17 protein-coding genes are annotated in these 18,944 nt (G+C 60.5%); 8 read left to right on the forward strand and 9 right to left on the reverse strand.

The genetic code is table 11. The features are described 5' to 3' along the window. Positions 1-222 precede the first annotated feature (222 nt). Both NKI20_RS26055 and NKI20_RS26060 read left to right on the forward strand, forming a co-directional pair. Positions 223-1,119 carry an alpha/beta fold hydrolase gene (locus tag NKI20_RS26055; protein WP_352835750.1) on the forward strand — a complete coding sequence of 299 codons (897 nt, stop codon included), beginning with the start codon at positions 223-225 and terminating at the stop codon, positions 1,117-1,119. A gap of 126 nt (positions 1,120-1,245) precedes the next feature. After that, positions 1,246-1,656 carry a DUF427 domain-containing protein gene (locus tag NKI20_RS26060; RefSeq protein ID WP_352835753.1) on the forward strand — a complete coding sequence of 137 codons (411 nt, stop codon included), beginning with the start codon at positions 1,246-1,248 and terminating at the stop codon, positions 1,654-1,656. A gap of 27 nt (positions 1,657-1,683) precedes the next feature. Here NKI20_RS26060 and NKI20_RS26065 read toward each other — a convergent pair whose 3' ends face one another. Beyond that, a complete protein-coding gene (locus NKI20_RS26065) occupies positions 1,684-2,103 on the reverse strand; it encodes an HD domain-containing protein (RefSeq protein ID WP_352835756.1) in 420 nt (139 codons plus the stop codon). Between the two features lie 219 nt (positions 2,104-2,322). On the opposite strand from NKI20_RS26065, the gene NKI20_RS26070 reads away from it, so the two are divergent. Next, a complete protein-coding gene (locus NKI20_RS26070; protein WP_352835759.1) occupies positions 2,323-2,931 on the forward strand; it encodes a cysteine hydrolase family protein in 609 nt (202 codons plus the stop codon). Between the two features lie 95 nt (positions 2,932-3,026). Beyond that, the gene (locus NKI20_RS26075) at positions 3,027-4,274 is read left to right on the forward strand and encodes a DUF763 domain-containing protein (RefSeq protein WP_352835763.1); all 1,248 of its coding nucleotides are present in this window, start codon (positions 3,027-3,029) and stop codon (positions 4,272-4,274) included. A 37-nt stretch (positions 4,275-4,311) separates the two neighbouring features. On the opposite strand, the gene NKI20_RS26080 is transcribed toward NKI20_RS26075, so the two are convergent. The 5 genes from NKI20_RS26080 to NKI20_RS26100 form a co-directional block, all read right to left on the reverse strand. Next, positions 4,312-4,755: a PPC domain-containing DNA-binding protein gene (locus NKI20_RS26080; RefSeq protein WP_352608862.1), complete on the reverse strand. Its 444-nt coding sequence runs from the start codon at positions 4,753-4,755 to the stop codon at positions 4,312-4,314. A gap of 53 nt (positions 4,756-4,808) precedes the next feature. Beyond that, positions 4,809-5,126: a plasmid stabilization protein gene (locus NKI20_RS26085; protein WP_352835766.1), complete on the reverse strand. Its 318-nt coding sequence runs from the start codon at positions 5,124-5,126 to the stop codon at positions 4,809-4,811. Between the two features lie 87 nt (positions 5,127-5,213). Beyond that, positions 5,214-6,812, reverse strand: coding sequence for a DHA2 family efflux MFS transporter permease subunit (locus tag NKI20_RS26090; protein WP_352835769.1), 1,599 nt, complete (start codon positions 6,810-6,812; stop codon positions 5,214-5,216). Continuing rightward, the gene (locus tag NKI20_RS26095) at positions 6,809-7,753 is read right to left on the reverse strand and encodes an HlyD family secretion protein (protein ID WP_352835772.1); all 945 of its coding nucleotides are present in this window, start codon (positions 7,751-7,753) and stop codon (positions 6,809-6,811) included. Before NKI20_RS26095 ends, NKI20_RS26090 begins: the two co-directional genes overlap by 4 nt. A gap of 373 nt (positions 7,754-8,126) precedes the next feature. Next, a complete protein-coding gene (locus NKI20_RS26100; RefSeq protein ID WP_023757844.1) occupies positions 8,127-8,303 on the reverse strand; it encodes a hypothetical protein in 177 nt (58 codons plus the stop codon). 164 nt (positions 8,304-8,467) lie between these two features. On the opposite strand from NKI20_RS26100, the gene NKI20_RS26105 reads away from it, so the two are divergent. The 3 genes from NKI20_RS26105 to NKI20_RS26115 are packed head-to-tail and all read left to right on the forward strand — an operon-like array spanning position 8,468 to position 12,393. Next, positions 8,468-9,085 (forward strand): (2Fe-2S)-binding protein, encoded by a 618-nt coding sequence (locus tag NKI20_RS26105; RefSeq protein ID WP_352608857.1) that lies wholly within the window; start codon positions 8,468-8,470, stop codon positions 9,083-9,085. Positions 9,086-9,087: 2 nt separating this feature from the next. Beyond that, positions 9,088-10,110, forward strand: coding sequence for an FAD binding domain-containing protein (locus tag NKI20_RS26110; RefSeq protein ID WP_352835776.1), 1,023 nt, complete (start codon positions 9,088-9,090; stop codon positions 10,108-10,110). Positions 10,111-10,113: 3 nt separating this feature from the next. After that, positions 10,114-12,393: a xanthine dehydrogenase family protein molybdopterin-binding subunit gene (locus tag NKI20_RS26115; protein ID WP_352835779.1), complete on the forward strand. Its 2,280-nt coding sequence runs from the start codon at positions 10,114-10,116 to the stop codon at positions 12,391-12,393. An 80-nt stretch (positions 12,394-12,473) separates the two neighbouring features. Here the strand turns inward: NKI20_RS26115 and NKI20_RS26120 are convergent, their stop codons facing one another. Then, positions 12,474-14,183: an HAD family hydrolase gene (locus tag NKI20_RS26120; protein ID WP_352835781.1), complete on the reverse strand. Its 1,710-nt coding sequence runs from the start codon at positions 14,181-14,183 to the stop codon at positions 12,474-12,476. A 239-nt stretch (positions 14,184-14,422) separates the two neighbouring features. Here NKI20_RS26120 and NKI20_RS26125 point away from each other — a divergent pair, with 239 nt between their 5' ends. Then, positions 14,423-14,929 (forward strand): YciE/YciF ferroxidase family protein, encoded by a 507-nt coding sequence (locus NKI20_RS26125; RefSeq protein ID WP_352835784.1) that lies wholly within the window; start codon positions 14,423-14,425, stop codon positions 14,927-14,929. Between the two features lie 295 nt (positions 14,930-15,224). Here NKI20_RS26125 and NKI20_RS26130 read toward each other — a convergent pair whose 3' ends face one another. Together NKI20_RS26130 and NKI20_RS26135 are read right to left on the reverse strand one after the other, a co-directional pair. After that, positions 15,225-16,196: an SDR family oxidoreductase gene (locus tag NKI20_RS26130; RefSeq protein WP_023757837.1), complete on the reverse strand. Its 972-nt coding sequence runs from the start codon at positions 16,194-16,196 to the stop codon at positions 15,225-15,227. A gap of 111 nt (positions 16,197-16,307) precedes the next feature. Continuing rightward, positions 16,308-18,332: an ABC transporter ATP-binding protein/permease gene (locus tag NKI20_RS26135; protein ID WP_352608864.1), complete on the reverse strand. Its 2,025-nt coding sequence runs from the start codon at positions 18,330-18,332 to the stop codon at positions 16,308-16,310. Positions 18,333-18,944 lie beyond the last annotated feature (612 nt).

The raw sequence follows: 18,944 nt of genomic DNA on the forward strand, positions 1-18,944 counted from the left end.
TCCTCGGCGAGGTCACGTCAACCGAATGCCGAAATTACTTCACCGAGGCTGGCTATGCCCAACCTAAATTCATCCCGCTCTAGCGCTTGGCGCCTGTGATAACAGCACCGAACCGACGAAAGCCAACACCGACACTATCGACAAGAACCCGCAGGTTGACCAGGATGCCAGGTCGAAGTCGACGACTGGCGGCGACCAGCCGGTTAAAGCGCCGGAGAGTAAATGAACCCCGTCTTATCTTGCGATACGCCACTGCTGCGCATCGCCTATCTCGGTGGCGGGCCAGGAAATGGTGCGCCCGTTATCCTGTTGCACGGTTGGCCGGACGACGCGACCACTTACGCGCGCATTTCGCCGGTCCTTCATGAGGCTGGCTTTCGGACGTTTTCGCCTTGGCTGCGAGGCTTTGGACGGACATCGTTCCTGTCGAATGAAACCATGCGATCCGGCGAAATTGCCGCAATGGCGCGGGATGTACTCGACTTTGCCGACGCGCTTGGCCTCAGCCGTTTTGCGGTCGTAGGGCACGACTGGGGAGCTCGGATCTCTTACCTCTTGGCCTCGATTTTTCCCGATCGCATCAGGTGCTGTGCTGCGCTGTCGCTTGGCTGGCAACCCGGCAAGCCCGCAACGCCAGCGCCCGAACAGGCGAAAGCATTTTGGTATCAATGGTTCATGGCAACAGGGCGGGGCGCCGAGTTCGTGAGAAAGAACCGCAAGGAATTCGCCAGATTCCTATGGGACAGCTGGAGCCCATTGGGCTGGTTCGACGATGCCATTTTCGATGAAGTGGCTGTATCCTTCGAAAATCCGGATTGGCCCGATGTGACGTTGCATTCCTATCGGGTTCGCTGGGGTGAGGCGGAGCCCGATCCCCGCTACGAGGAGTTGGCCCGCCGGCAAACATCGGTCAAGATCATCACTGTGCCGACCTTGACACTTCATGGTGGCGACGACCGTGTTGTGCTGACGGCATCATCGGAAGGCCTGGAGGAGCACTTCACCGCGCCCTACAAACGAGTGGTCCTGGATGCAGTCGGGCATTTTCCGACACGTGAGGCCCCACAAGAGGTTTCGCGACTGTTGACGAGCTTTCTCGACAGTTACGGCAGGCGATAAGCGTTTGCTCGGCAGCCATTCGGCTTCCTCGGACAGGCTGGAACCTGATGCATCGCCGCGCATTTCGTCTCCATGGATGGCGGACCGGAACGCCGTCGCGGTCAATGGCAGCCACGGAGAATTCGGATGCAAACCTCAGGCGCAACTTCAGAGCACCATCATCGCCCACTAACCATAGAACCGTTTGCCGGCACGGTAACGGTGCGATTCTCCGACGCGATAGTCGCAGCCACGGAGCGCGCGAAGGTACTCAGGGAAGAGGGACATGAACCGGTGTTCTATATCCCTTTCGAGGACATCTATTTCGACCTTTTCGAAAAGACAAACACGACAAGCAGCTCACCTTCGAAGGGAACCGCTAGTTATTGGCGTGTCCATGCAGTTGGTGGCGCGGCCGATGACTTCATGTGGGCATACGAGACGCCGGATCCGGCAGCGCGGGCCATTGCACGTCACGGCGCATTCGATCCGAAAAAGGCGCGCATCGATATCGACCCGGTGGAGGACGAACGGCACACGCCACATATCAAGGAATAGTTTCGTTGGACCTCTGTCAGCCCGTTGCTAGCGCTCGGAGAATTCCTCGTCGAGAATGCGCAAGGCTTCTTCGTATTTGGCTGCCGAAGCCCCTATTTGCCGTGACTGCCAAATGTTGTCTTTGAGGTCAGCGCGTTTTACCGGCAGCGCCAGCGGATTCGATGCAGCCCGCCTCACGAACGTGAAATAGTCCTCGCCGTCCCTGCGCGAGATGGCATCGACCGCAGAAGCAATCGAGGGTCCAAAGCCAGTCGCTTCAAGCTTGGCTCGTGACCAGCCTTGGCCTTTTTCCAGGACATCATGCAGATAGGCGACGACCTTCTGATCCATCGTCTCGACAGCGTCGACGACACGTCGGCAATGCTCGATATAAGGCCGACCGGTCTTGTCGCGCTGCGCGGCGTGAACCTCTTCCGCAATCTTGGCCGCTCGATAGAAAATGCTCATCGTCGCTGTCCCGGCCGCTTGTCGAAATGCTGATAAATGGCAGCCATCGGAATTTCTTGTGAGTTCATCTCCAAGTCGGATCCATGAGGCGAAAACGCCGATGGCTGATGTCGGTTCCTGTAGCGATTGGGAACGAGTGCCGGCACGGGACGTTCTGATCCATGCCTCCGACGGCAAGGGAAGCCTCATGAAAGAATCCGACCGGGTACGGATCGCCTGATGTCGATGCCGGGTTTGACCTATGGGCCTCTGGGCGACCGCTGCATGCATGTCTGCGTCGACATGCAGCGGCTGTTTGCCGAGCCGTCCCAGTGGGCAACCCCATGGATCACTCGCGTCCTCCCTCGTATTGAGAGCCTGGTCGACAAGAAGGCGCAGCAGACGGTCTTTACGCGCTTCCTGCCTGCCCAAAAGCGGGGGCAGGGGGTCGGCACATGGAAGCGCTACTACGAGCGCTGGGCCTCGATGACGATCGAAAGCATCGGCGACGAAATGATCGAATTGTTGCCGGTGTTGGCCGCTCACTGTCCGCCGGCGGCCGTCATCGACAAGCACATTTACTCGCCCTGGTTCGAAGGTCGGCTCAGGCGTTTTCTGACGGAGCGCGATATCGATACGCTGGTCGTCACTGGCGGCGAAACCGATGTATGCGTCCTCGCCACGGTGCTCGGAGCAATCGATTATGGCTATCGCGTGGTTCTCGTCACGGACGCGCTTTGCAGCTCTTCCGACGCGACGCATGACGCGCTCCTGACCGTTTATCACCAGCGATTTGCGCAGCAGGTCGAGACGGTGGAGATGGAGGTGGTTCTCTCGCACTGGAGTTGATGTCGCCGGCGTTCAGCCGGGCAAAAGCACTGAGTGCTTCCTCGTGCGATCTGGAATACCTATCTGTCGAGCGAACGGCAGGCATAGGAGCGGACGTGGCGCAACGATCGGGAAGTGCTGATCTTCCACTTCATGGTGGACGCGTGCCGAAATGGCTTGGCGATCGCATGACGCGCCTGGGCGCCGTGATGTGCGAGGCCATCATCCATCATTACGGCCGCAACGAGTTGCTGCGCCGGTTGGCGCATCCGTTCTGGTTTCAATCGTTTGGCGCCGTCATGGGCATGGACTGGCACTCGTCCGGCATCACGACCAGCGTCGTCGGCGCCTTGAAACGTGGTCTGACGCCGCTCTCCGGCGAACTTGGCATTCATGTCTGCGGCGGCCGCGGCACGCATTCGCGCAAAACTCCGCATGAACTCGCGATCATCGGCGAGCGCGTCGGCTTCGACGGAGCAGGTTTGGCAACCGTAAGTCGGCTTGTTGCGAAAGTGGACAGCGCCGCCGTTCAGGACGGTTTCGATCTTTATCTGCACGGATTCATCGTCACAGACGACGGCGATTGGGTCGTGGTCCAGCAAGGCATGAACGGCGACAGCAAGGTGGCGCGCCGCTATCATTGGCTGTCCGAAGGTTTGAAGAGTTTCGTCGATCAGCCACACACCGCCATCGAAGGCACCAACCAAGGCGAGATCGTCAATCTGACCGACCGGCGCGCCGAAGCTTCGCGCCAGGGACAGTTGGATCTGTTGCAGGACCTTGGGCCGGATCGCATCCTCAAGGAGTTCGCGGCATTGGAGCGCGGCACGGCACCGGCACCGCAACAGCTGTTGCTGCCGCATCTGATCATGCCAGCTCATCACGATGTGCGCGAAAGCGATGTCATCATGCGTCGGCTGCATGGAAACATGGCGGCCGCCGCCGAACGTGGCCCTGAGGATTTTTCCGAGCTCCTTCTGGTACCAGGTGTTGGTGCGCGCACGGTGCGCGCGCTGGCCCTTGTCGCCGAAGTGGTGCATGGCGCGCCGTGCCGTTTTTCCGATCCTGGCCGGTTCTCTCTGGCGCATGGCGGCAAGGACAGGCACCCATTCCCGGTACCTCTGAAAGTCTATGACGAGACCATCGGTGTGCTGAAGTCCGCCGTGCAAAAGGCGAAACTTGGTCATGACGAAGAAATCGGCGCCTTGAAGCGGTTGGACGATCAGTCGCGGCAGGTCGAGCGATACGTCACCGGCCCCAGCCTGAAGGAAATTGTCGCCGGAGAATTCGACCAGTCGCATCTGATTGGCGGTCGCAGTGTTTTTGGTTGGGAGGTGCCGGCGGAGAAGAACAGGAAGGCGTGACAAGATTGCCCTTGAGCGAGCTAGGCCGGTTTGGCCTTCACGCGTCCAGATCGATCAAAGCGACGCCGAGCTCGGGACGTTTGCGGCGGCGCAGGTGACCAGGCGCTTCCACCAGGGTGATTTCAAGCGTTGGCCGAACGATGCCGTCAAGCAGATGTCCACCCCGGGTGGTGCCGTCGCTCAATCCGAGCACCGCGTGGACGTGAAGGCTGGGCTTGCCATCGTCGCCGAGCGCTACGTCGCCGATCGCGCTCAGGACCTCGCATTGCTCGTCGATCGGGATTCTGCGATAGGTCCTCGCATTCGGATCAAACCAGCCCACGGTCGCGCTTTCGAAAGCCCCGATGGCGGTCAAGGACGCACTGCCGACTTTCTGGTCAACCGCAAAGGCGGTCAGCGCGGCGAACGCTTCTTCGCCGGGGTCGAGCACCACGACGAATGTCCTTTGTCCGCTGATCTCGTTGACGCGCTGCGATTTCATGCACGTACTCCCATCGCCTTGGGCCTTGTCAGCCTGAATGGGCTTCGTCCAGGTCAATGAACGTGGTGTTCGGCATTCCGCTTACGTGTTGCTCCAGCTTTCTTGGCCGATTCCGATCGGCTTGCGGCCGATCGTGATGCGGATGCCTTGCCCCCGCTTTTGCCGCCCTTATGCGCCGCGGGATTGCCGGTATGTTTGCCGCGCCCGGAGCCGCCTTCCTTCTTGCCGCCGGCATCGTCCTTGTTGACGGTCGCCCATGCCCGCCTTTCGGCTTCCTGGTCGGAGACCCCGCGCTTCTCATAGCCTTCCGCAATATGATCGGCTTTGCGTTCCTGCTTGTCGGTGTATTTCGATTTGTCGCCTCGTGGCATGACTGTTCTCCCTGTTCTGTAAAGTCTGAACGGAGAGCCAGCGAGAGAGTTCCAATCGAAAAATCGCAACATGGCGGCAAGACATAGCTATCGCCTGTCGGGCTTCGGGTTTGAAGACCGCAACAGCAAGGCGAGGGGAACAAACAGTGCCGTCACGAATGCGCAGTACCGAAACGCGTCGATATAGGCGAGCAATGAAGCCTGGCGCGCGATCAATTGCCCGAGCCAACCGATCGCCTGCTGCTTCGCTTCGACCATCGGTGAGCCCTGAGCCACGAAGTGCTCGGTTACCTGACGCAGCATCTGTTGATAGGTTGGTGAGGACTGCACGGTGTGGCCGACAAGATTTGCCTGATGCAGTTGCGCGTTCTGGGCGATCACCGTGTTGGACAGCGACACGCCGATGCTGCCGCCGATGTTGCGGGCAACGTTGATCAGCGCCGACGCTTGGTTCGTTTGCTGCGGAGCGAGACCGACGTAAGCCGCCGTCGAAATCGGGATGAACAGGAACGGCAGGCCGATCATCAGGAAGATGCGCGCAAAGGCAAAGAAGCGGAAGCTGGCATCCGGAGTGAGCGACGTCATGTGCCACAGGGCGAGCACCACAACGGACATGCCCATCATGATCAAATATTTGGGCTGAACGATGCCTGCGGCAAATCCGGAAATCGGCATCAGCATCAGCATGGCAATGCCGCCGGGCATCATCGAGAGGCCTGACAGGGTCGCCGTGTAGTCGAAGGCGGTCTGTTGCAGCTGTGGCATCAACTGCGTCGTGCTGAACAGCACAGCGCCGACTGCCATCATCACCAGGAATGACATACCGAACTGGCGGCTGAACAGCAGACGGATGTCGACGATTGGATCGCCGTGGCGGAATTCCCAAGGGATGAGCAGCAGGAACGAGATCGCTGAAATCACTGCAAAAGTCGTGATGAAACCCGATGCGAACCAATCGTTGCGCTGACCTTCGTCGAGGAAGATCTCCAGGGAGCCAAGTGCGGTGGCGACCAGGAAGAACCCAACCCAATCTATTCTGAGGCCGCCCTTCAGCCGTTCCTGGCGTTCGCGCTCGATCACGTCCGGCTCGACGAGCAGCCACTGCACCAAAGCCAGCGACATGATGCCGAACGGCACGTTAATGAAGAAAATCCAGTGCCAGGAGAAATGGTCGGTCAGCCAGCCGCCAATGGTCGGGCCGACGGTCGGTGCGACGATGACGGCTATCCCATAAAGGGCAAAAGCCTGGGAACGTTTTTCGGGCGGAAACGTGTCGGCAAGGATGGACTGTTCACTCGGCGCCATGCCGCCGCCGCCGAGGCCCTGCAAGATCCTGAACAGGATGAGCATTTGCAGATTGGGCGCGAGGCCGCAAAGCAGCGATGCGATGGTGAAGGTCGCGACGCAAAGCATGTAGTAGCGCTTCCGTCCGATCACGCTGGCCAGCCAGCCGCTGATCGGTATGATCACAGAATTCGCGACCAGATAGGTGGTGATCACCCACGTGCTTTCGTCCATCCCGGCCGCCAGGCTGCCGGCGATGTTTCGTAGCGCTACGTTGGCGATCGAGGTATCGAGCACCAGCATGAAGGTCGCGATGGAGACGACGATAGCGATCAGCCATGGATTGCGCCCACCGGCGGCGGACCGGCTTTCGCTATGGTCGCTGACCATTTCGTCGCTCATCGCACCTTGACCGCCGGCACCACCGACAGGCCCGGGCCCAGCAGCACGCCAGGTGGTTTGTCGAAGACGATCTTCACCGGCACGCGTTGCACCACCTTGACGAAATTGCCGGTGGCGTTTTCTGCCGGCAGCAGGCTGAAGGCGGTGCCGCTGCCCGCCTGGATGCTGTCGACGCGGCCATGGAAGGATCTTTCCGGATAGGCGTCGATGTCGATGTCGACCGGCTGCCCCGGCCGCATCAGATCGAGCTGAGTTTCCTTGAAGTTGGCCTTCACCCAAACCTCGTCGGGAACAAACATCATCAGCACCTGGCCGGGTTGGGCATAGGAACCGTTGGCAACCGAGATGCTGGTTGCTCGTCCGGAAACCGGTGCCGTGATGGTGGTGCGGGACAGTGTTGTGCGCGCCTGGTCCTGGCTCGCCTTGGCCTGATCGAGTTTGGCTTCGGCGCTCTTGACCTGTGCCTGCAAGACAACGACCTGGCTCTTCGCGGCAGCCACATTGGCCACAGCACTATCGAGAGCAGCCTGATCCTGGCGCAGCGTCGACGCTGCCTGCTGTGCCTGCTGTTGGGTCGCTGTGCCCTTGGCCAGAAGGTCACGGTTGCGCTGGTCCTCGGCCTTGGCGAAATCGAGTGCCGCCTGGGCCTGCGCCATCTGCTTCTGCGCTGCATCGACCTTTGCGTTTTGGGCTTCAATCTGAGCCCTCATCTCGACAATGTCGGCTTGCGCCGAGGTTACGCCGGCATCGGCTTGCTTGAGGCCGGCCTGATAGTCGCTGTCATCGATGCGCAACAGGACGTCGCCCGCCTTGACCGGTTGGTTGTCGGTCACCGCCAGGTCGGTGATACGTCCCGATATTTCGGCGCCGATGGTTATCGTGCGGGCGTCGATGAAGGCATCGTCCGTCCATTCATATTGGCGTGCGTTCAGCCACCACATGGTCATTCCCCCGGCGGCCAGCGACAGCACGATCAGGATTGTAATGGATATGTAAGGGTGCCGCCGGGGGAAGCTTTGGAGGCTGGGCTTTTGATTATCCGCCCCCTTGTCCCGCGCTTCGCGCTCCGGAGTGCCGGGCTGCGCCGCATCGCCCTTGCGTTTTGCCGACGCATCCGATCTGGCCCTGCTCGAAGCCCCGCGCGGATCTCTGGTTTTGTCTGGTTCTTTGGTTTCGGTTTTCGCGTCCACGGGAGAACTCTCAAGCAAAGGCGCCGACCGCTTTTTTCGGGTCAACGGCAGCTGTTCACAAAAGTTCCTGACGAACAGGCCAGCGTGACAGTTGGCATTTTTCGGGGATTGCAGCCGAAGCCATTCAGCCGACAGCGAATCTCACCACCGCTATGAGGATCACAATACCGACGAGGCCTGCGACGAAGATGATACGGCGTGTGCGGGTCCGCAAGATGATCTCGCCTTGCCGCGCCTGTTCAGCCGAAAAGACAGGGCCTTCTTTCTGATCGCTGCGTCGATCGCTCTGGTCACTGCTCATGCTCGTCTCCTTCGTTGGAGCCTGACGAAGACAACCACCGCGTTGCTGGTGAAGTTCCACGTGACCGCCCCGCAAAAGAAGCGATCACAGCGATGTGAGGACGGAACTTTGTTTCCCGCGAGCAGTTTGGTCCGCTTGAGACCTCAGCCAGTTGGAAACCAGCCATGTCTAATTCCACAAGTCCCGGCGGCCTGAGCAGACGCACCTTCATGACGGGCTCTGTTTCGGCAGCAGCGGCAATGCCCCTTGTAGCCACGTCGACGAAAGCCGCCGAGTCACCGACCGCCAAAGCGGCCGAGCCGCGCGATCTGTCGACGATTTCGATGCGGATCAACAAGCAGGCCTACACCCTCGCACTCGACAATCGCACGAGCCTACTCGACGCACTGCGTGATCATGTTGGCCTGACCGGAACAAAGAAAGGTTGCGACCACGGCCAATGCGGTGCCTGCACCGTTCTTGTCGATGGGAAGCGGGTGCTCTCGTGCCTGAGCTTCGCTGTCATGAACGAAGGCCGGGAGGTGACGACGGTGGAAGGCCTGGCTTCAGCTAACGGAGAACTGCATCCGATGCAGCAGGCCTTTGTCGACCATGATGCCTTTCAATGCGGCTACTGCACGCCGGGCCAGATCATGTCCGCCATCGGCTGTATCGACGAGGGCCATGCCGGGTCGGACAATGACATCCGCGAGTATATGAGCGGAAATCTCTGCCGGTGCGCGGCCTATCCCAACATCGTTGCGGCAATCATCCAGGCGCGTGACGAGATCAGGAGGGCCTAGAAATGCGTCCTTTCGTCTATGAAAGACCAACGAGCGTTTCGGTGGCGATCGCCATGGCTTCCCACGTCGACGCCAGGCATGTTGCGCCAACACGGGCCAACACCCAATTCATCGCTGGCGGCACCAATCTGGCCGACCATATGAAGCTTGGCGTCGCGCAGCCTGTGCGACTGCTCGACCTCAACACTCTTGCCGAGCCTGCCCTGCGGCAGATCAGGGTAACCGATGACACCATCCGGTTCGGTGCGCTGGTCCGGATGGGAGAAGCAGCTGACAACAATGACGTCAAGCATAGGTGTCCGCTCCTTGCCGATAGCCTGAAATTTGCCGCCAGCGGCCAGCTTCGCAATATGGCGAGCCTTGCCGGCAATGTGCTGCAGCGCACTCGATGCGAGTATTTTCGTGAAACCTCCTGGGCTTGCAACAAGCGTGAGCCCGGTTCCGGCTGTGCCGCGATGGAAGGGTTCAACCGCCAGCATGCCGTGCTCGGCACCAGCGATGCCTGCATCGCTACATATCATGGCGATTTCGCACAGGCCCTGATTGCGCTCGATGCGGTCGTAGAAGTGGAGGGACGGCATGGTCCGCGCAAGATCCCTTTCGCCAGACTGCATCGGCTTCCCGGCGACACGCCCGACATCGAGACGGATCTGGCCGCCGATGAAGTCATCGTCGCCATCGATGTTCCGCTCGAAGCATGGAGCCGTCGCTCGCGCTACCTGAAGATACGCGATCGCGAATCATATGCATTCGCGCTCGCCTCCGCGGCCGTTGCGTTGGACATGGACGGAGACACCGTCAGACAAGCGCGCATAGCGCTAGGCGGGGTCGCGACCGTGCCATGGCGGGCGAGGGCGGCGGAGGCCGCGCTTCAAGGCAAGGTGATGGAGGAAGACGTGGCCGAAAAGGCTGCCGATGCCGCTTTTGCCGATGCCAAACCGCGCGAACACAACGCGTTCAAGGTGCCGCTCGGAAAGCGCGCCCTGGTGCGAGCGATATTCGAAACACGCGACATGAAGGTCTGAACCATGAACCAAGCCGCGCCAGTTCCAAAAGAAAACCAAGGCGAACCGGTTGTCCGCATAGACGGCAGATTGAAAGTTACCGGACAGGCCAACTATCCGGCCGACATCGCCACAGCCAACGTTGCATATGGTGCCCTTGCAACCAGCAGCATCGCTCGAGGCAAGGTTTCCAAACTCCACACGGATGACGCCAGGGCGGTCCCCGGAGTGCTGGATATCATAACCTATGGCGACATGGACAAGACCGATAGGCCGAAATTTGGCAACACCGGTGCAAGCTCCATAGCACCCTTGCATGACAGGACAATTTTCCACGACGGCCAGATCATCGCGCTGGTTGTTGCCGAGACATTCGAGGCGGCGGAGGAAGCGGCAATGTTGATCCGCGCCGACTATGAAGACCAACCTTCCAGCGCCGGCTTCGATTCCAAAGGGGTGGAGACAGAGGCCGCAGCGGGGAAGAGCCCGATATTCAAGGAGGATGTCAAAGCTGGCGACTTCGACGCCGCCTATGCATCCGCTGCTGTCAAGATCGACCAGAAATACTCGACGCCGACCCAGCATCACAATCCGATCGAACTGTTTTCGACCACGGCGATGTGGCAAGGCGATCAACTCACTGTCCATGAGCCAAGCCAGAATGTCACCGGCTGGAAAATCGAACTCGCCCGGCAGTTGAAGATCGATCCCGCCAATGTGCGGATTGTCAGCCCTTATGTCGGCGGCGCCTTCGGCTCCAAGGGACCTATGACCGCTCGCACGGCAATTGTCGCGATTGCCGCGCGTCGCGTCGGACGCCCGGTGCGCTGCGTCGTCAGCCGCATGCAGGCATTCAACACCCAGACCTATCGCGCCGAAACGCGGCACCGAATCCGCATAGGCGCCGACAAGGACGGCCGCATAATGGCGTTCGGACATGAGGGCTGGGAGGTGACATCACGCCCTGACTCCTATGTCGTCGGCGGCACGTCAGCCACCGGCCGCATGTACAATTATGGTTCGGTGCTCACCAACGTCTCGCTCGTCCATGCCGATCGCAACACACCGGGCTACATGCGCTCGCCGCCCGAGACGCCCTATGTCTACGCGCTCGAAAACGCCATGGATGAAATGGCCGTCGCGCTTGGTATGGATCCCGTCGAGTTTCGGCGTGTCAACGAGCCGGGGAAAGAGCCTATCGGCGGCAAGCCGTTCTCCAGCCGGTCGCTGGTCAAATGCTACGAACAGGCGGCGGAAGCCTTCGGCTGGTCGAAGCGCGATGCCACGGTCGGGTCGATGCGCAATGGCGACTGGCTGATCGGCATGGGTTGCGCAACCGCCATCTATCCAACGGCCAGCGCGCCGTGCGCCGCCCGTGTCCGCCTGACCGCCGATGGCCAGGTTCGCGTTCAGTGCGGCTCGCATGAGATAGGCACCGGTGTGCGTACCGTGGCAGGGCAGGCGGCGGCCGAACGTCTGGGGATAGGGATGGACAAGGTCAGCGTCGAAATGGGCGACAGTGCACTGCCGCCGGCGCCGGTCTCGGGCGGCTCGATTTCGACTGCGAGCGTTTGCTCTGCGGTTCTGAAGGCCTGTGACGCCGTGCGCGGAAAACTTTTCGCGGCAGCCGTTGCTGGAGACGGGCCATTGGCCGGTTCCGGCAATGCCAAGCTGGAAATGGAGCAAGAGAAGATCGTGGCAAGCGGCGGCAAATCCGCCAAGCTGTCGGATGTCTTCAAGGCGATGCAGGTCGGTGCCATAGAGGAATATGCCGAATTTGCACCAAGGGGTTCGACGCCGGAGGCGCTGAAGAAACTCTATGCCGGGCAGGCGGAATTCCACGGTGGCGATCAGGACGAGGACTCGGTGAAATATGCCTTTGGCGCCGAGTTCGTCGAAGTCCGCATCAACAGTTACACACGCGAAATCCGCGTGCCGCGCATCGTCGGTGCCTTTGCCGCGGGGCGCATCATGAACACGCGCACCGCGCGCAGCCAACTGATGGGCGGCATGATCTGGGGTATTGGCCAGGCCCTTCACGAGGCGACGGAAATCGACCGGCGCAACGCCCGCTATGTCAATCGTGACCTGCAAGATTATCTGGTGCCGGTCAACGCGGACATCAAACAGGTCGACGTCATCCTTGTTCCGGAGGTAGATCTGGACGTCAATCCAGCCGGCGTCAAAGGATTGGGCGAACTTGGCAATGTCGGGACGGCGGCGGCCGTGGCCAGCGCCGTATATCATGCTACGGGCAAGCGCATTCGAGATCTGCCGATCCGGATAGATGATTTGATCGCCTGAGGATCAGGGCGCGACGGCGCCGAACGGGAACATGGAACTCGTAACTGTCGCTGCGCTTGCGCAAGCCCGGTCGTTCCGCCTCATTCCGGCGCCGTGGCGGGCGCCGTATATCGCCGCCGAACCGCGTCGAGTACGCGCTTGCGGCTTTCCTCGGCTGAAAGCGTTTCGTCCTTTTCCGCCTCGGCTGTTTCGCGTGCCAGATCCTTGTCTCTGATCTGTTGGCGGAACCATTTGGAATAGTCGCCGCCGCGCAGGTGAAACTCCCAGGTCTTGTCGTCTATGCCCTCGGCCATCTGGGCGAAAATCATCAGATTGTGGGCCCTGAGATTCATCGCATCGTCGGGGCCGTGGAAATAGAAACTGCCCGCCTCATCGAGTTGCCCCTCGGCGTATTTGCGGCTGTGCCGCTTGAGCGATTGGCGTGGCTCGATCACCTTGACCATGGCGAACTTCTTGCGTTTCTGCGGCCGCCAAAACAACACGCGCTCGCCCTTGGGCGAGGAGATCTCCTTAGGCGGCTCGATGCCGGTCACTTTGCAGAAGACCTTCACGACGTCCTTCGCCTTGGGGCCAAGCGCAATGATGGCTGTCACCAGGCGCAAGGCGTCGGTCGAGATCGCTTCCGGGTGAACGGTGATCAAGATCGTGCCAGGCAATTCCAATGACAGGACTGCCCGCGTATCGTCGCGCCGCTTGGGCAGGAGATGGTGTGCTTCGTCGATCAGGAGCCAATGCGGTCTCGCTGTGCGACGGCGGAAACTGCCGAGGCCAGGCAGCAGGTCGGCAAAGAAATCCGGTCGCTCATTGACGCGCAGGGACAGCCCATTGACGACGATATTGCTTTCGGCCTTGGCGATAAGATCCAGCACTTGCGCCTTTGTCGGCGCGCTGGAGCCGTCTCCCAGCCGAACAGCGCCTTCGAGACCGTCATAGTCGCCCTCGGGATCGAAGACGCAGAACTGAAACCGGGTCTCGATGAAGCGTTCAGTCAGCGCGGTGGCCAAAGTGGATTTGCCGATGCCCGAACTGCCGGCAATGAGGACAGTATCGGTCGGCGACAAATAAATCTCGTTGCCGCCGGCCGATCCGAGAACGATGCCGTCATGGCGCCTCGGCACGATCTCATGATCACGCTTGATCAGTCTGTCGGTCAGTTCCTCCACGCCCTTCCCACGTGCGCCACGCATGACCAGATCGGCTGTGGCCTTGACAGCGGGAATTGCGTTATCGACGGCGACGCTGCAGCCGCACGCCTGCAGGAAGGCATGGTCATTCTCGGCGTCGCCGACGCCCACCACATTGTGTGGCGAAAGCCGAAGATCCCGTAGTGCCGCAGCCAGTCCGGTGGCTTTGTTGATGCCGCTCGGCAGGATCATCACCGCGCCCTTGTTGAAGATGATTTCCAGCTCCAGCCCCAGCTCCTTGATGACCTCGAGCACGGTGGCGTGATGTGGTTCCCAGGTTGCGACGATCGACCGCCCGACCGAAAGCGGCTTGACGCCCTGCTTCTTCAACCTGGCAACGAATTTGGGTTCCGGCGGCGGCGAAATCACCCGTTCTTCCTCACTGGCGGGCGTGTAGATCAGCGCTCCATTCTCAGCGACGACCTTGTCGAAAAGGCCGATTTCGGAAAAAACATGCTTCAAATCGGGCAGTTCGCGCCCGGTCACAAGAAGCAGCTTGCGGCCGCTTTTCTTGAACCGTTCAAGGGCAGCGAGGGTCTTCCTGGAGACTGTCCCGTCATGAGCCAGCGTGCCATCGTAGTCCGTCGCCAACGCAATGAAATACATTCTGCCGACCTTTCACCGTTCCGGTTTGCATTCCGGTTAGAACGTGTGATCGACACAAAGGCTCCCATCGGACGCGGATCGCGGCGTTTCGAAAAAGGAGTAACGGTTTCGCCCCGGAGACCAGGAACTCCTCCGGTACCGGCACGTTGACCAGCAAGCCGGGACGAGTCCCGGCTTTCGCAGGCGGCGGGCAAAAACCGCAGCCGAAATCAACCTTGATAACAATGAAAGGCGAGGCCATGGGCTTCTTTTCGAAGGACATCAAGACACTCGACGATCTCTTCGTACACACGCTGCGCGACATCTACTACGCCGAAAGGCAGATCGAGAAAGCGCTGCCGAAGATGATCGACAAGGCAACCGACCTGCAATTGAAAGCCGGATTCGAAAAACATCTCGACCAGACCAGGGGCCATATCGAGCGCGTCGAGCAGGTGTTCGAGTTGCATGGCGTTAAGGCCAAGGAGGTCAACTGCCCAGCAATCGACGGCATTCTCGAGGAAGCCGACGACGTCAGCGGCGACGTCGACGACAGGGAGGTTCTCGATGCGGCGCTGATAGCCTCGGCGCAGGCCGTCGAGCACTATGAAATGACCCGCTATGGCACGCTCATCGCCTGGGCCAAGCAGCTTGGTCGCAGCGACTGCGCCAACGTGCTGGCCAAGAACCTGAAGGAAGAACAGGCGACCGATCGCAAGCTCACCGAAATCGCGGAAAGCAAGGTAAACCTGCAGGCAGCCGAGTGAGGCTACTCGGTTCGGCCAGTCGTCGCGACGGCTGGCCGGCCGATCCAACATGATCCAATCCTGCGGAGGACACCGCCTCGGCAACGCAGGGGAATAAGCGGATCTTCATCCGGCTCCGCGATTGTTCCCCGAAAAATTGAAGCAATCGTCAGCGCGCCGGGTCGACTCCCGGCACCATCGATTTGCTGCCTTAGCGTCTCGCTATCGTGCGGCGCGTGACGTGTAGATTTCGCTATTTCCCGGACTATCCGTCTCACTCTGTGGTCATCACACGTCAGTGTCTTTTGTCCTCATGTCAGTAACCGCCGACCACCGGCAAGATTTCGCCGGTAATGTAGCTCGAGCAATGTGGCGAGGCGAGGAACACATACGCGGGTGCGAGCTCTTCCGGCTGTGCAGGCCGTTTCATCGGCGTGTCCGCACCGAATTTCGAGACGTCGTCTGCTTCCTTGTCCGATGGATTGAGCGGTGTCCACACCGGGCCTGGCGCAACGGCGTTCACCCGAATTCCCTTGCCGATAAGGTTGCCCGAAAGCGCGCGCGTAAATGCGTGAATGCCGCCCTTGGTCATCGAATAGTCGACGAGCTGCCTTGAACCTTCAATGCCGGTCACGGAGCCGGTGTTGATTATAGCCGAGCCTGGCTTCATATGCGGCACCACTTCCTGCGCCATATGAAAATAGCCATAGAGATTGGTCTTCAGCGTCGTGTCGAAATGTGCCTCGGTCAGGTCGCTGAAATCGCTGGAATGTATCTGGAAAGCAGCGTTGTTGACCAGCACATCGATCCGGCCGAATTTCTGCACCGTGACCTCCACCGCGTTGTGGCAGTGTTTGCGTTCGCTGACATCGGCCCTTATCAGAATACAGCGCCGCCCCTCTTTTTCGACGGCCGCCTTGGTCTCTTCGGCGTCCTTGTCTTCGGCCAGATAGACGATCGCAATGTCCGCGCCCTCGCGGGCAAACAGCACGGCCACCGAACGGCCGATTCCGGAATCGCCACCTGTGATGAGCGCTACCTTGTCGTCGAGTTTTTTCGACCCCAAGTAATAGGGCGCATCGTAGAGAGGAGGGGGCTCAATCGCCCATTCATGCCCCGGCTTGGGCTGATGCTGCTCGGGAAAGGGCGGCTCAGGATATTTGCGGGCGCCGGCTTGCATTGCACGTTGAGCCTTGCCGTTGCCCTTGGCTTTGTCCTTGGCATCAATGCCGCGTTGGATATGCCGTTGCTTGGCGGCTTCGCCTGATGTCTGCGACTTCATCTGCATGTTTGTCTCCTCGGTTTCGAGAAGGAACAACGCGCTTCGGACAAAAAGGTTTGCGCAAAAGCCACAGCGCTCACCGCCACCTTATCCCGCGGTATTATCTGGCCGTATTATCTAAGGTCGTGCCGCCTTTCGATTTGATGCGCCGGAGCCCCACAAGGCGCGCCCGAGCAAGTTCCGTCTGCCCTTGCGCGGGACAAGATCGATATCGCTGACAAGCTTTGCGCCGCCCTCGCGCCGCTCCAATGTGATCTTGCGGCTATGGAAGGCTTCCAACTCGGCGCGATGTGCCACACTGATGATGGTGACGTCAGGCAATTCGTGGATGACCATCTCCATCATCTTGTCCTGGCTCTTCTCATCGAGTGCCGACGTTGCTTCATCGAGCACGATGATATCGGGCGTGTGCAGCAGTAGACGCGCGAAGGCGAGCCGCTGCTTCTCGCCGCCCGACAGGATCTGGTCCCATGGCGCGTCCTCCTCAATCCTGTCGGCGAGATAGTTTAGCCCCACCTTGTCGAGGGCAGCGTTGATCTTATCCAGCGTCCAATTGTCTGCGGCAGCGGGATAGGCAACCGCGCGGCGCAGCGTCCCGGAGGGGATGTAGGGGCGTTGCGGCAACATGAACAGGCGCCTGCCGGCACGGAAATTGACGCCGCCGCCACCCCACGGCCACAGGCCTGCCACGGCCCGCACCAGCGTGCTCTTGCCCGAACCGGATTCGCCGGCCACCAGCACCCGCTCGCCCGGTTCGATCGCGACCTCGGTTTCCTTGACCACTGCGGTGCCGTCGTCGAGCGTCACGGAGAGATCGTCCAGGCTCAGTATGGCACCACCTTCGGTTTCACCGCGGCTGATGCGTCCGAGCGCGTCGCTCTGCTCGGCGCGCTCGAGCCCGTCGAGCGACATCATCAGCGAGGCGATGCGCCGAGCACAGGCGTTCCAGTCGGCGAGACGGGGATAGTTGTCGACCAGCCACCCGAATGCGCCCTGCACGATGGCAAAGGCAGAGGCAGCCTGCATGACTTGTCCAAGTGTCATCGAGCCTTCGAGAAACTTCGGTGCGCAAAGCAAAATCGGCACGACCGGCGCGAACAGGCTCGATCCCTGCGACACCGCCGCCGTGCGCATGTGCTGGCCGGTCAGCAGCGCCCATTGCCTCAGCACATGGCCGAAATTCCTGTCGATGCCGCTACGCTCCTCCTCCTCGCCGCCGAGCAAGGCGATGCTCTCGCCGTTTTCGCGCACGCGAGTCAGCGTGTAGCGCAGTTCGGCCTCCGCCTGGTTCTTCCGCTCGGACAGCTGGACGAAGTTGCGGCCGATCACCACCATCGAGGTGGAGGTGATGGCGGCATAGATCATTGCGGTGATCACCAGGAAGCCGGGGATGGTGATGCTCTCGCCGCCGATCGGCAGGGTGAGCGCGCCGCCGATGGTCCACAGCACGACGATAAAGGTCGAGGCCGACAGGAACGCGTTGAGGACGCCGGCGGTGAAATCGACCGGGGATTCGGTGGCGATGCGCAGATCCTCGGTCATGCGGGCCTCTGGGTTCTGGTGGTCGCCGCTGACGAGGTTCAACTGGTAGTACCGGCCGTTGGCCAGCCAGCGCGCGATGACCGCGGTGGTTAGCCAGGAACGCCAACGGCGCTGGATCGTCATGCGCAGGTAGACCTGCGCGACGACAAGGCTCCCGCTTCCGAGCACGAGCGGCACGAAAACAGCGCTTAGAACATAAACGGTGTGGGCATCACGCTGCTCGAGGGCGTCGAAAATCGCGCGGTTCCAGCGATTGATCCCATACTGGAAGCCGACGTTGACGCATATCAATATCAACAGTCCGATCGTGAACGGCAAGGCGAGCCGATCGCCGCTGCGGCCCCAGTAGCCGCGCGCGCTGATCCAGAAGCGCCGCAGCAAATATCGCTTGCGCGCCTGCTCCGCCTCTTCGGGCGTCAGTTCTGGACTGGGTTCGACAGCCTCTGGCGGCGGTGCGGACTGGCCGTTGACCTCGGGCGCGGCCTGGCCGTCGGGCTCGGGCACGGCTTCGACCGCCGAGGCCCTTTCCGGGCGCGACTTTTCAGCACCGCGCGGTTTGGCACCCTCGACCGATTTCCGCTTGAATTTGGCCCCGGACATAACCGCGATAACGGGCCAAAAATTAAAAGGTTTCATGATGTCCGCCGACATGCCAGCTATCGCCGGCATCAAGGGCCGACAGCCTTGCGTGTGGTTGCCATAGACGATCTCCGATCCGTGAACCGAGCGCAGCTTGTCAAACGATCCACAGGGCAGGGACGTGCTGCCCTGCATGGAACTCAAGCGGGCCATCAGATCATCGCGGACGCGGAACTCCTTCCGGCAGATCGCGCCGTTCAGATTCTCACGATCGGCGAAGGCATGTCTCTAGGATTGCGGGGCGCCTTTGCCGAACAGGAATGAAATCCGCAACGAACTCGGCGCAAAGCGCAACTCCTTCACAAGCCGATCCTGCACCGTCTGATTTGGCCCCGTTCAACGCCCACCTTTGAACTGCGGGTGTGACGCAGGTGATGAACCTGAGATGACTTCGCCCCCAGAACGGGCACTCAGCCGGCAGTAGCGATCTCCTGGACTGCGTCAGACGCGCTGCGGCTCATCTTGCGACAAAGGTGACTTGCGACAAGGTGACGAGAGGCATGACGGCATTCACAATGCTCCCAGTCACGCCACACTTTGCTGCGAAGGCGCCAGCCACAACAGAAAGTCGCA

It is taken from the genome of Mesorhizobium sp. M0830 (genome assembly GCF_040319965.1).
Lineage (GTDB): Bacteria > Pseudomonadota > Alphaproteobacteria > Rhizobiales > Rhizobiaceae > Mesorhizobium.